Source organism: Streptomyces sp. NPDC050610, assembly GCF_040654875.1.
In the GTDB taxonomy this organism is placed as follows: domain Bacteria; phylum Actinomycetota; class Actinomycetes; order Streptomycetales; family Streptomycetaceae; genus Streptomyces.
Genome location: NZ_JBFAIV010000017.1, coordinates 105,827 through 117,769, shown reverse-complemented (window position 1 = coordinate 117,769; position 11,943 = coordinate 105,827). Strand labels below are relative to the sequence as shown.

Annotated in this window: 9 protein-coding genes; 5 read left to right on the top strand and 4 right to left on the bottom strand. The window is 73.1% G+C overall.

Going from position 1 to position 11,943, the window contains the following annotated elements:
- Positions 1-69: 69 nt before the first annotated feature.
- Entirely contained in the window at positions 70-807 is a 738-nt protein-coding gene (locus AB0I22_RS21930) for a dienelactone hydrolase family protein (protein WP_363132516.1), read from the top strand.
- Positions 808-971: 164 nt separating this feature from the next.
- On the opposite strand, the gene AB0I22_RS21925 is transcribed toward AB0I22_RS21930, so the two are convergent.
- Positions 972-3,182 (bottom strand): bifunctional glycosyltransferase 87/phosphatase PAP2 family protein, encoded by a 2,211-nt coding sequence (locus AB0I22_RS21925; protein ID WP_363132589.1) that lies wholly within the window; start codon positions 3,180-3,182, stop codon positions 972-974.
- 250 nt (positions 3,183-3,432) lie between these two features.
- On the opposite strand from AB0I22_RS21925, the gene AB0I22_RS21920 reads away from it, so the two are divergent.
- Both AB0I22_RS21920 and AB0I22_RS21915 read left to right on the top strand, forming a co-directional pair.
- Positions 3,433-4,257 carry an O-methyltransferase gene (locus AB0I22_RS21920; protein WP_363132515.1) on the top strand — a complete coding sequence of 275 codons (825 nt, stop codon included), beginning with the start codon at positions 3,433-3,435 and terminating at the stop codon, positions 4,255-4,257.
- A gap of 254 nt (positions 4,258-4,511) precedes the next feature.
- The gene (locus AB0I22_RS21915) at positions 4,512-5,192 is read left to right on the top strand and encodes a helix-turn-helix domain-containing protein (RefSeq protein ID WP_363132514.1); all 681 of its coding nucleotides are present in this window, start codon (positions 4,512-4,514) and stop codon (positions 5,190-5,192) included.
- A 148-nt stretch (positions 5,193-5,340) separates the two neighbouring features.
- Here the strand turns inward: AB0I22_RS21915 and AB0I22_RS21910 are convergent, their stop codons facing one another.
- On the bottom strand, positions 5,341-6,012 hold the full coding sequence (locus tag AB0I22_RS21910; RefSeq protein WP_363132513.1) for a hypothetical protein: 672 nt from the start codon (positions 6,010-6,012) through the stop codon (positions 5,341-5,343).
- Positions 6,013-6,203: 191 nt separating this feature from the next.
- Entirely contained in the window at positions 6,204-6,848 is a 645-nt protein-coding gene (locus AB0I22_RS21905; RefSeq protein WP_363132512.1) for a hypothetical protein, read from the bottom strand.
- Positions 6,849-6,962: 114 nt separating this feature from the next.
- Here AB0I22_RS21905 and AB0I22_RS21900 point away from each other — a divergent pair, with 114 nt between their 5' ends.
- Positions 6,963-7,478 carry a GNAT family N-acetyltransferase gene (locus AB0I22_RS21900; RefSeq protein ID WP_363132511.1) on the top strand — a complete coding sequence of 172 codons (516 nt, stop codon included), beginning with the start codon at positions 6,963-6,965 and terminating at the stop codon, positions 7,476-7,478.
- 251 nt (positions 7,479-7,729) lie between these two features.
- On the opposite strand, the gene AB0I22_RS21895 is transcribed toward AB0I22_RS21900, so the two are convergent.
- Entirely contained in the window at positions 7,730-9,817 is a 2,088-nt protein-coding gene (locus tag AB0I22_RS21895; RefSeq protein ID WP_363132588.1) for an MFS transporter, read from the bottom strand.
- 555 nt (positions 9,818-10,372) lie between these two features.
- Here AB0I22_RS21895 and AB0I22_RS21890 point away from each other — a divergent pair.
- Positions 10,373-11,635 carry a peptidoglycan-binding protein gene (locus tag AB0I22_RS21890; RefSeq protein WP_363132510.1) on the top strand — a complete coding sequence of 421 codons (1,263 nt, stop codon included), beginning with the start codon at positions 10,373-10,375 and terminating at the stop codon, positions 11,633-11,635.
- Positions 11,636-11,943 lie beyond the last annotated feature (308 nt).

Genomic DNA, 11,943 nt, shown 5'->3' with positions numbered 1-11,943 from the left:
CCCCGTCCCAACCCACCCCTCCCCGCCCCGCTCTGCCGATCACACCGCGCCTCGCGTACGGTCACGCTCATGAATGAAACGGTGGAACTCTCGGCGCTCAGCGCCCAACACTCGGGCACATCACACCTGTTGGGCCACCTCGCCCGCCCCGAGGGGACGGGGCCCCGGCCCGGCGTCGTGGTGATCTTCGAGGCGATGGGCGCGGACGCGGTGAACCTGCGGCTCAACGAGCGGATGGCGGCGGCGGGTTACCTGGCGCTGATGCCGGACCTCTACTCGGGCCGCAAGGCGATCCGCTGCATGGTGCCGACGATGCGTCAACTGGCGCGCGGTCACGGCCCGGCGTTCGCGGACATCGAGGCGTCGCGGCAGTGGCTGCTCGCCGAGCCCTCGTGCACGGGCAAGGTCGGGGTCATCGGGTTCTGCATGGGCGGCGGCTTCGCACTGGTGCTGGCCGGGCAGGGCCGGTTCGACGCGGCGGCTGCCAACTACGGCCAGTTGCCGGGCGAGTTGGACAAGGCGATGGAGGGCGCGTGCCCGGTGGTCGCGAGCTACGGCGGGCGTGACAAGCCGTTCCGGGCCAACGCGGCCAAGCTGGAGTCTGCGCTCCAGCGCGCCGGCGTCGCGCACGATGTGAAGCTCTACCCCAAGGCGGGGCACAGTTTCCTGAGCGATGCCGAGAACGTGCCGCGCGCGCTGGCGCCGGTCATGCGGCGCATCACCGGCTTCGGCCCGGAACCGGAGTCGGCGGCCGACGCCTGGCAGCGGATCGAGGCGTTCTTCGGGGAGCATCTCGCGACGGAATGACGGCCGGTATACGGGCGGTCTACGGGGTCTACGGGCGGTTTCGGGGGCGCGCTGGAGTGCATAACGGCGTTCGCCGAGACCGACTTCACGCGAGGACTGACGGGGCGGAGGCGGGAGCCGGACGGGACGGCCTCCACGGGCCGGCCGCCCCACGAGCCCGCGCGTCAGGCCTTCGCCTTGCGATCCTCTCCGCCCGCGCCGACCGACTCCGAATCGTCCGTCTCCGGATCATTCGACTCCAGGCCCCCGGCCCCCAGATCGCTCGACTTCAAATCGCCGGACTTCGAATCGTTCGACTTCGAATCGCTGGAATCCGGATCGCTGTCGGCCCCCGGCTCGGACGCACGGCCCCCGCCGCCCTGCACCGCTGCGGCTTCCGCGCCCCCGGCGACCCCCACGACTCCCGGGGCCCCCACGATCGCCAGAGCCCCCGCGGCCCCCTCACCCTCGCCCTCGCCCTTCCCCGCCCTGAACCTGCCGAGCGCCTGCCGACCCGGCCCCGTCAGCACGTACTGGAGGCCGAAGCCCAGCCCGACGACCGTCGCGCCGCCGACCGCGTCCAGTACGTAGTGGTTGGCGGTGCCGACGATCACGGAGAAGGTCAGCAGCGGGTAGACCAGGCCCAGCAGCTTCATCCACAGCTTCGGCGCGACGATCGCTATCACCACGCCGCACCACAGCGACCAGCCGATGTGCAGCGAGGGCATCGCCGCGTACTGGTTGGAGAGCTTGGTGAGCGCGCCGTAGTCCGGGTTGGCGAAGTCCTGCGGGCCGTTGGCGGTGTCGATGAAGCCGAGGCCGGGCATCAGCCGCGGCGGCGCCAGCGGGTAGAGCCAGAAGCCGACGAGGGCGAGCAGGGTGGTGATGGACAGCGCGGTGCGGGCCCAGCGGTAGGTGGCGGGGCGGCGGACGTAGAGGTAGCCGAGCGTGGAGAGCGGGAGCAGGAAGTGGAAGGTCCCGTAGTAGTAGTTCATGCTGCTTTCGAGCCAGTGGGTATTCGCCACCAGGTGGTTGAACCAGTGCTCGAAATCGATGTGCAGGAACCGCTCGGCCGAGACTATCTGCTGCCCGTGGTGCTCGGCGGTGGTCCGTTCGTCGGGTGCGCTGCCGCGGATGTAGGAGTAGACGAAGTAGCCGATGCGGATCAGCATCAGCTCCAGCATCAGGTTCGGCCGGGTCAGCGGCCGCCGCCAGAAGCGGAGCAGGGGAATCCAGGCGAACCGGCCGGGGAGCTGCTCGGCGACCGGCGTCGGCATCGGGCGCTCCCACAGCGGCGAGGACCGCGTCAGGAACGGCACGGCGCAGGCCGCGGCGAGCGCCGCGAGGAGGGGCGCGTTGTCGCCGATGGGGCCGAGGAACGGGTTGTCCGGCACCAGGACGGTGCTGCTGAGCGTCATGACGAGCACGACGAGTACCGGCCATACGAGCCGGTCCGCGCGGCGCTTGCCGACGCGCCCGACGAGGGCGAGCAGAATCCACAGCTGCTGGTGCTGCCAGGCGGTGGGCGAGACGGCGACCGCGACGCACCCGGTGATCGCCGTGGCGAGCAGGATCTGCCCGTCCTTGGCGTAGTGCGCGGCGCGGCGCAGCCCGAGGACGGCGACCGCGAGGGCGAGCACCCCGTACAGGGCCAGCTCCGCGGGGCCGTGCAGCCCGATGCGCAGCAGCAGCCCGTGCAGCGACTGGTTGGCGAGGCCGTCGGCGGCGTCGCCGAGCCCGGCGCCCGCGATGTGGTGCACCCAGTACGACCAGGAGTCGTCCGGCATCGCCACCCAGGCCAGGGCCGTGCAGACGGCGAAGGAGGCGGCGGACGTCACGGCCGCGCGGCGGCGCCCCACCAGCCACAGCAGGGGCGCGAAGAGCAGGACGGCGGGCTGGAGCGCCGCCGCGACGCCGACGAGCACCCCGGTCGTACGGTCCGACAGCCGCGGCAGGCAGCAGCCGAGGAGCACGAGCAGCACCGGGATGATGCTGGTCTGCCCGAGGGTGAAGGTGTTCCGTACCGGCAGGGACAGCACCGTCAGGCTGATCGCCACGGGCGCGGCCAGGTGCGCCGTCCGCCGGGAGACCGGGCCGGGCAGGGACCGGGCGGCGACGAGGGCGAGGGCGACGACGAGGAGCAGGGTCGCGAAGGTCCAGACGAGGCCGAGCCCCTGCTCGGCGGCCCGGGTCAGCGGTTTGAGCACGAGGCCGGCGAACGGCGACCCGGTGAACTTGTCCGTGTCGTACAGCGAGCCGTTCACGTGCAGCACGCCGTGCTCGCCGATCCAGGTCTCCAGGGCCGTGAAGCGCCGCTCGGGCGGCAGCCGCAGCACGGCGGCGGCCTGCCGCGCGGCCAGCAGGCCCGCGACGAGCCACAGGGCGCCCAGCGCCACGAAGATCCTGGGCCCTCGCCCCGACGGACCGCTCAGTCCGCCCCGTTCCGCATTTGCCACGCCCCGCCGCTCCTCCGTCGCCCAGTCACCCTCTTAGGGGAGGTTGAAACCTTACTGAGTCCCCGGAAACAGACGCAGGACACCCCTAGGCCACCTGACAACCTCCCACAGTTGTCCGAAAGCGATTGCCGCGCCCCCACCTCTTACGTATTTTGTTCGCGGAACTAAGGGAGAGGACCCCGAGGACCTTATGACTCAGAGCACCGGGCAGGGCCCGAACGGTACGACCGACCCGACCACCCCGCACCACGGCACGAGCAGTACGAACAGTACGAGCAGTACGAGCAGCGCCGCGAACAGCACAAGCAGCACGAGCGGCGCGAGCGCCCCGGCCACCCCGCGCCGACGGGACGAGGAGCGGTGGACCGAGGTCGACCGCTACTTCAGCGAACTGCTCGCCCCGGACGACGACGCGCTCACGGCGGCGCTGCGCGACAGCGACGCGGCCGGCCTGCCGCGGATAGCGGTCGCCCCCAACCAGGGCAAGCTTCTCCAGCTCCTGGCCCAGCTCCGGGGCGCCCGCCGCATCCTGGAGTTCGGCACGCTCGGCGGCTACAGCAGCATCTGGATGGGCCGCGCCCTGCCCGCCGGCGGCCGCCTCGACACCTTGGAGTTCAGCCCCGCGCACGCCGAGGTCGCCCGCGCCAACATCGCGCGCGCCGGCCTCGCCGACCGGGTCAAGGTGCACGTCGGCCCGGCCCTGGAGACGCTGCCCCGGCTGGCGGCCGAGGACACGGCCCCGTACGACCTCGTCTTCATCGACGCCGACAAGCAGAACAACCCGCACTACCTGGAGTGGGCGCTGAAGCTCTCCCGGCCGGGCACGCTCATCATCGGCGACAACGTCGTACGGTCGGGCGCGGTGATCGACCCGGCCCAGACGGACGCCGGGATACAGGGCATCCGCACCTTCCTCGACATGCTCGCCGAGCACCCGCGGGTGAACGCCACCGCGTTCCAGACGGTCGGCAGCAAGGGCTACGACGGCTTCGCGATGGCGCTCGTCACGGAGTGACAGGCGGGCCTTGACGGGGGTGCGCTCGCCCGCATGCAGGCCGGTCACGAAAGCCGGAAGACGACCACGTGCCGACGGACGGCGGGACGGGTGGCGGGACGGACAGCGGTGCAGACGGCGGCCCGGTACGGTACGGGCCGCCGGTCCCGATATCCGCCCCGTCATGCGCCCCGATATCCGCCCCGTCATCCGCCCCGCCTGCCGCACCCCGGCTGAAACGGGGAGCCTTCCTCGGTTGTTGCTAGGGTGCGGCCATGAGTGCGAGCGCGGAGAAGGCGGCCGGGGAGCCCCCGGCGCTGCGGCGGGACGCCCGGCGCAACCGGGAACTGCTGATCGCGGCCGCCCACGAGATCTACGCCGAGCAGGGCGTGGAGGCCCCGCTGGACGAGATCGCGCGCCGGGCCGGCGTCGGGAACGCCACGCTCTACCGCCGCTTCCCGACCCGCGAGGCGCTCATCGAGGCGGTCTTCCACGACACGCTCACCGAGACGCGCGAGGCCGGCGAGCAAGCACGGCGGGTCGAGGACGCCTGGGAAGCGCTGCGCGGCTACTGGGAGCGGATCTTCACCCTCGTCGCCGCCGACCGAGGGGCCGGCGACCTGATCACCACGGGCATAGAGGGCGTGCCCTCGCTCGACGCACTCCGCGAGCACAACCACGAGACCGTGCTGACGCTCGTCACCCGCGCCCAGGAGCAAGGCACGATGCGGCCCGACATCACCGCCGAGGACATCCTCTTCCAACTCGCCGCCCTGGGCCGCTCCGTGCCCGCCTTCGCCGCCGTCGCCCCCGGTTCCTGGCGCCGGCACCTCGCCCTGCTCCTGGACGCCCTCCGCCCGGAGGGCGCGCACCCGCTCCCCGCCCCGCCGCTCTCCCTCGCCCAACTCGCGGGCGTCATGGCGGACATGAACCCGGGCCGTACGCCGACCGCATAGGCCCTGCCGTCTCCCGTACGCGCCATTCCCCTTCGGGGGAAGGGCAGTTGGCGAAAGACCCGGCGGCGGCCCTGACCCGCCGCCGGGCCGAAGAACCGACGACCGCGACGACCATGGCGACCCATCGAGCAACAGCTATGACGGCGTATCAGATCGCAAGCAGCCGTTCGATCGCGTCACGGTAGTCGCGCAGCACCAGCCGCAGCTCTTCCGTCTGCGGTTCGGCGTCGTCGTGCCAGGAGGCGCGCAGCGCGCGGCGGCGTTCCCCGAAGAGGTCGGTGAGGCGGGCGGTGAGTTCCTCGTAGAGCGCGTCGATCTCCTGGACCGACGACCGCGGCTCGTCGACGAAGCCGTTGACCGCGCGGCGCAGCTGCGGCAGGAGCCGGTCGCGGTCGTCCTGCGGCAGCAGCGTGGCCGCGGGCGGCTCACCTTGAAGCGGCACCCGCTCGTCCGGTCCGCCCTGCCGCGGTACGCGCGGAGTGCGCTCTTCCGCGGCGCGGGCCGCGTCCCTGCCCGGGACCGCCCCCGTGCCCGCGCCCGCCTCCGCGCCCGTACCCGGCGGGGTCCCTTCCCCCGGAGCGCTGCCCTCACCCGGGGCCCTGCCCTCGCCCGGCGGGGGCGCCGAGCCGCGTCCGCCGCGCGCCTCCCGGCCGCCGCGCCCGGGCCCGGAGGCGCCGGGCCCGTAGCTCTCGGACTCGTGGCGTCCGGGCTCGCGGCTCCCCGGCTCGTAGTGCCCGGGCGACCGCGTACGGCCCGTTCGGTCCGTACCGTCCACGCGGTCCGTACCGTCCGTACCGTCCGTGCGGCCCGTTCGTTCCATACCGTCCGTACGGTCGGCGGGACCCGCGTCGGATGTGCCGAGCCGCTGCTCTTCAGGCCCCTCACGTCCATCGAGGCCGTCCTGCCCGTCGCGCCAGCCGCGGCCCTCGCGCCCTTCGCGCCCCTCACGTTCTTGGCGTCCTTCACGTCCTTCGCGTCCCGAGAAGCCGCCCGGTCCAGTGGGTCCCATCGTCACGGTGTCCCGCCCTTCGTCGATTCGTGCCGCCCGCGGGCGCCCGCCCACGGAACGCCCGTACGGTGCCGGTCCGACGCGTGCGAGCGCCCCTGCGGCCGTTCCTCCATCAGCTCGTCGAACAGGCCGCGGGCCCCCACGACGGCCTCCCTCAGCTCCTCCGTCGCCGCGCGCCCCTGGCGGGCCCGGTCGGCGGCGGCGTGCACCTGCCGGTAGCCGCGCACGCTGTACGCGTGGTGCACGGACAGCGCCGCCACCTGCTCGTCATAGGGGTCCGCCGGGTAGCCGCGGTCGCGGACGAGGCGGGCGAGCAGCTGTTCGGCGTCCGCCACGGCCTTCCCCGGGGCCTCGACGAACTCCTCCTGCACCCCGTTCCAGGAGGCCGCGTACCGCTCGCGCGACTCCCCCGTCAGGGGCTGGATCTTGACGTCGCCATGCCGCCGCAGCCGCTCGGTCAGCTCCTTCTCCGCCGCCTTGGCGTCGCCGTCGTGCCGGGCGAGCGCCAGGTCGTACTCCGGTCCGAAACGCCGCCGCAGGCCACGTCCCCGCCCCCGGCCCCGCCCGCCGCGCAGCAACCCGGCGGCGAGCGCCCCAAGGAGGATGACGGCGGCGACGATCACGATGATGGTCACGCCAGTTGACATGTCGTCCCTTCCGCAGGAGCCCCTGCTTCCAGGGCCCGTTCGCGCTCGGGTAGCCCGGCCGCCCCCGCCCAAACTCGGCTGCGCCGGCCGCCCCGGCCTGCCAGGATGCGGTTCATGACGCACACCGACACCGGCCTCGCACGCTGGGCCGTCGCCCCGCTGCCCGTCGCGGCCCCCGAGTCGGCGGCCCTGCTGCGCGCGTATCTGACCGACGTCGCGGACCGCTGGTACGAGCTCCACCACGGCCGCCGCTCGACGGCCGAGGAGATCGAGCGGCACCTCCGCGAGATGCCCAGCGACGACCTCGCCCCGCCGGACGGCGTCCTCCTCGTGGCCCGCCACGACGGCGAACCGGCGGGCTGCGCGGGGCTGCGCCGCCTGGACGCCCGTACCGCCGAGCTGCGGCGGATGTTCCTGCACCCCGCGAAGCGCGGCCTCGGCGGCGCGTCCATGCTGCTCTCCGCGGCGGAGGAGCGGGCGCGCGGCTGGGGCGTCCAGCGCGTCGTACTCGACACCAGGCTCGACCTGGTGGAGGCCCGCGCCCTCTACGAACGCCACGGCTTCACCGAGATCCCGGCCTACTCCCACGGCCCGCACTCCGAGATCTGGTACGGGAAGGAGCTGGCCTGACCTGGCCGGGCCTGGTCTGACCGGGCCTGACCTGGCCGGTCAGGCGTGGCCCGGCCGGGCCGGGCAAGCGACCAGCAGCCTTACGCCTACCGGCCGCCCACCCCGTAAGGCAGATCGCGGCACCGACCGCCCAACCCTCCGGGGGTCCAGCACCGCTCGCCCGCCCCTCCGGCAGGGCTCCGGGGGCCGCCGCCCGACCTGCCCCGGCCGGGGGCGAGCGGCAGGCGAGCGCGGGCCGGGCGCCGGCCCCCTCAGGCCGGTTCCGGCGGCGGCGCGGCCCGCCGCTCGGCGTCGCCGTTGTGCGGCCGTTCCCCGTCCGAGCCGCACAGCTCCCCGTTCAACTCCTCGACCAGCGCGATGAGGTCCGTGGGCCGGTCCGGGGTCCACCAGTCGCCCAGCAGTTCGGCCAGCGACTCCGCCCGCGCCCGGTACAGCAGGCCCGCCAGCCGCCTGCCCTCGTCGGTCATCACGAGCGGCATCCCTACCCGTACGGCCAGCCTCCGCTCCTCCAGCTGCCGGGCCGCCTCGGTGATGGCGCGCAGCGGTACGGGCACCCGTGCGGCGAGCAGCCCCGGCTCGACGGAGCCGTAGCGGTTCATGCGCAGCAGCATCCAGCTCGCGGCGGGCTTCAGGTCCAGCCCGGCCCGTTCGGTGATCTTCTCGTAGATGCGGCGGCGGCCCTCGCGGGTGCCGAGCACGGAGAGGGCGCGGGCGGCCTCGTCGCGGGAGGAGCGTTCGACGGGGTTGGAGGAGAGGACCTCGCTGGTGTCGGGGACGCTGACGCTGCCGCGCAGCGGCTCCTCGCGGAGGAACCAGGCGAGGAGGAAGGCGACGGCGGCGACCGGCACGGCGTACAGGAAGACGTCGGTGATCGAGACGGAGTACGCCTGGAGCACCCCCGACCGCTCCCCCGGCGGGAGCCTGACGACGGCGCGCGGATCGGTGGAGAGCGTCTTGGGGTCGACGCCGGGCGGCAGCCTCTTTCCGGCCAGTGCGTCGGCGATGCGCGGGGCGAGCTTGTTCGCGAAGATCGTGCCGAAGATGGAGACGCCGAACGACGCGCCGATGGAGCGGAAGAACGTCGCGCCGGAGGTGGCGACGCCCAGGTCCTCGTAGCCGACGGCGTTCTGCACGATGAGCACGAGGACCTGCATGACCAGGCCGAGTCCGAAGCCGAAGACGAAGAAGCAGCCGCTCATCTCGACGACGCCGCTGGCCGGGTCGAGCCGGTGCAGGAGCAGCAGCCCGACGACGATGACGGCGGTGCCCGCGATGGGGAAAACCTTGTACCGGCCGGTGCGGCTGACGATCTGTCCGGAGGCCGTGGAGGAGAGCAGCATGCCGATCACCATCGGCAGCATGTGCACGCCGGACATGGTGGGCGAGACGCCGTGCACGACCTGGAGGAAGGTCGGCAGGTACGTCATCGAGCCGAACATCGCGAAGCCGACGACGAACCCGATCACCGCGCAGAGCGCGAACGTACGGATCCTGAAGAGCTTCAGCGGCAGCACCGGTTCGGCGGCCCGCCGCTCCACCAGCACGAACGGGACCAGCAGCGCGGCGCCCAGCGCCCCGAGCCCGATGATCTGCCACGACGCCCACGGGTAGCTGACGCCGCCGAGCGAGGTCATCAGGACCAGGCAGGTGGCGACGGAGGCGATCAGGAACGTGCCGAGGTAGTCGATGCGGTGCGGGGTGCGGCGGGTCGGGATGTGCAGCACGGCGGCGATCACGAGGAGGGCGATCACGCCGATCGGCAGGTTGATATAGAAGACCCAGCGCCAGCTGAGGTGGTCCACGAAGAGCCCGCCGAGCAGCGGCCCGAGCACGCTCGTACCGCCGAAGACCGCGCCGAACAGCCCTTGGTAGCGCCCCCGGTCGCGCGGCGGCACGATGTCGCCGACGATGGCCATCGACAGCACCATCAGACCGCCGCCGCCGAGGCCCTGAAGGGCGCGGAAACCGATGAGCTCCGGCATGTTCCGGGCCACGCCGCAGAGCGCGGAGCCGATCAGGAAGATGACGATGGCCGCCTGGAAGAGCTTCTTGCGGCCGTACTGGTCGCCGAGCTTGCCCCACAGCGGCGTCGCCGCCGTCGAGGCCAGCAGATAGGCGGTGACCACCCACGAGATGTGGTCCAGGCCGCCGAGGTCGCTGACGATCGTCGGCAGGGCGGTGGAGACGATCGTCTGGTCCAGCGCGGCGAGCAGCATGCCGAGCAGCAGCGCGCTGATCGCGATGAGAACGGTCCGCTTGGGCTGCCCGGCGCCGGGCACGCCGGCCGGCGGCCCCTCGGCGGGGGCGGGCGTGCCCGCTGGGTTCCCGTCCTGCGCCATGGACGCCTCCTGGGGTCCGGCCACCGCTTGAGCCGTGGCAGTCGTCCATACGGACCGTACGAGCGGACCCGTACGGACTGTGCGAGCAGACCCGTACGGGCCGCGCGAGCAGCCCTGTACGGACCGTGCGAGCGGCCCCGTGCGGGCCGTACGAGCCGCGCGGGCCGTACGGGTCCGCTCGGCACTGCCCTCCATCTTGGTCCGAATGCCCTGGTATGGCCCGCTGATATACGCCATCGGCAGCCGGGAGGCCGCCTGTGCAGAACCCATTCCGCTCTGCATAATCGCTGCGATGTCAGGGAGGGGACATTAGTGACAGGAGAGCTCTGCCCACGCTGCTCCGCACCACCCCGCACGGACGGCGCCCCGAGCTGCCGCTGCGACGCCATGGCGGCGGAACGGGAAGCGGAGATCGCGGCATCCGAGGACTTCGACCCGCTGCGATTACGCCCGTACGTCGCCCTCGGCGACCGCCTCTCGGGCCGCGTCGGCGGTCCGCGGTCGCCATCGCCCATCCACCTGCCAGGAGACCTCTTACCCAGCGGGAGCCCCATATTGAGCGGGGAGCCCTTATTCGGCGACAGCCACTTGTTCGGCGAGAACCTCTTGTTCGGCGGGGGCGAGAGCGGGAGTGGGAGCGTAGGCGGGGCGGGGCCTGCGACGGGCGGGCAGGGGCCGGTCCCCGCGACGGATGAGTACGAGCCGGTCCCGGCCACGGGCGGCTACGAGCCGAACCCGGCCGCAGGCGGCTACGAGCCGACCTCCGCGACGGGCGGCTACGGACCGGGCCCCGCGACAGGCGGGTACGGGCCGGTTCCCGCGAAGGACTTGTACGGACCCGGCCCCGCGACAGGCGAGTACGGCCGGCCCCCCGGACCAGCCGCGTACGAGCCGGAACCCGCGCCCATCGCCGCCTACAACCAACTCACCGAGCCGGGCCCAGTCCAGCCACCCCCCGAGCCGATCCCGGTCCAGCCTCAGCCGCGGCCACAGCCACCCCCCGGAGCAGGCCGAAACAGCCCGCCTCCCGAATTCGGCCGGAACGGCCCGTCCTCTGAATTCGGCTGGAACAGACCGTCCCCCGAATTCGGCTGGAACAACTCGGCTCCCGAATTCGGCTGGAACAGACCGGCCACCCCTCCGGGCGCGAACCTCACGGACCCGGCCGAGGGCCGTTCGCCCTACGGGCCCCCGCCGCGGCACCGGCGGCGGAGACGTCCGACCGCCGCGATCGTCACGCTCACCACAGGAGCCGCCGCGGCCGTCGCCTGCGCCGTCGCGATCAGTACCGGGCTGCTGGGCGGGGGCCGCGACGACGACGGCGGCGACCGGGCGCTGCCGCGGAACCGTACGAGCGCGCCGCCCCCCGAGGAGATGCCCGACGAGAACCCGGCGCAGGCGCCCACGCCGGCATCGGCATCGGCCGCCCCGCCGCCGTCCCTCCCGGCCGCGCCGCCCCAGGCCCCGGCCGCGCGGGCGTCGCGGGACGCGCCCCCGGTGCGTACCGCCATCCCCGACCACCGCGGACCGGCGACCGCGGGTCCGGCCGTACCGTCCCCGTTCCACTCCTCGCCCCCGCGGCCGCCGGTGGTACGCGTGCTGCGGGAGGGGATGCGCGGGGCCGATGTGGCCGACATGCAGCGGCGCTTGGAGGAGACCGGCATCTGGTACGAGGGCGGGATCAACGGCTACTTCGGCGCGGACGAACAGCGGGCCGTCGCCGACTACCAACGGTCCAAGACCATCACCACCGACCCCGCCGGGGTCTACGGCCCGCGCACCCGCTACACCCTGGAGGCCGAGACCAACGGCCCGTAGACGGCCCTGACAGCTTTGGCTCCCTGACAGCTCCGGCTCCCCGGCTGCGCTGGCGGCTCCGGCAGCTCATGGGCAGCCCATGAGCAGCCATGAGCCCCCCGTAGCAGCGTCGCGAGCCCCGCCCGCCGGCCGGCGCCCGCCGGCCGGCATCCGCCGTTGTACCGGCCCCGCCGACGACTCCGCGAATCCGTTTTGTATCGTTGAAGAACAAAGTGATCCCGCCTGTTTTCCCTGACCGGCGGGCGGGGTCACTTATGTACCCCTCCCCCCTCACCCCTCGAAGTCGCTTGGCGTGTGCGACCGCACTT

Bases quoted from the DNA above. Each gene is read 5' to 3' on its own strand.
- AB0I22_RS21930 (WP_363132516.1), top strand. From the start codon at position 70: ATGAATGAAACGGTGGAACTCTCGGCGCTCAGCGCCCAACACTCGGGC.
- AB0I22_RS21920 (WP_363132515.1), top strand. From the start codon at position 3,433: ATGACTCAGAGCACCGGGCAGGGCCCGAACGGTACGACCGACCCGACC.
- AB0I22_RS21915 (WP_363132514.1), top strand. From the start codon at position 4,512: ATGAGTGCGAGCGCGGAGAAGGCGGCCGGGGAGCCCCCGGCGCTGCGG.
- AB0I22_RS21910 (WP_363132513.1), bottom strand. From the start codon at position 6,012: ATGGAACGAACGGGCCGCACGGACGGTACGGACGGTACGGACCGCGTG.
- AB0I22_RS21905 (WP_363132512.1), bottom strand. From the start codon at position 6,848: ATGTCAACTGGCGTGACCATCATCGTGATCGTCGCCGCCGTCATCCTC.
- AB0I22_RS21900 (WP_363132511.1), top strand. From the start codon at position 6,963: ATGACGCACACCGACACCGGCCTCGCACGCTGGGCCGTCGCCCCGCTG.
- AB0I22_RS21895 (WP_363132588.1), bottom strand. From the start codon at position 9,817: ATGGCGCAGGACGGGAACCCAGCGGGCACGCCCGCCCCCGCCGAGGGG.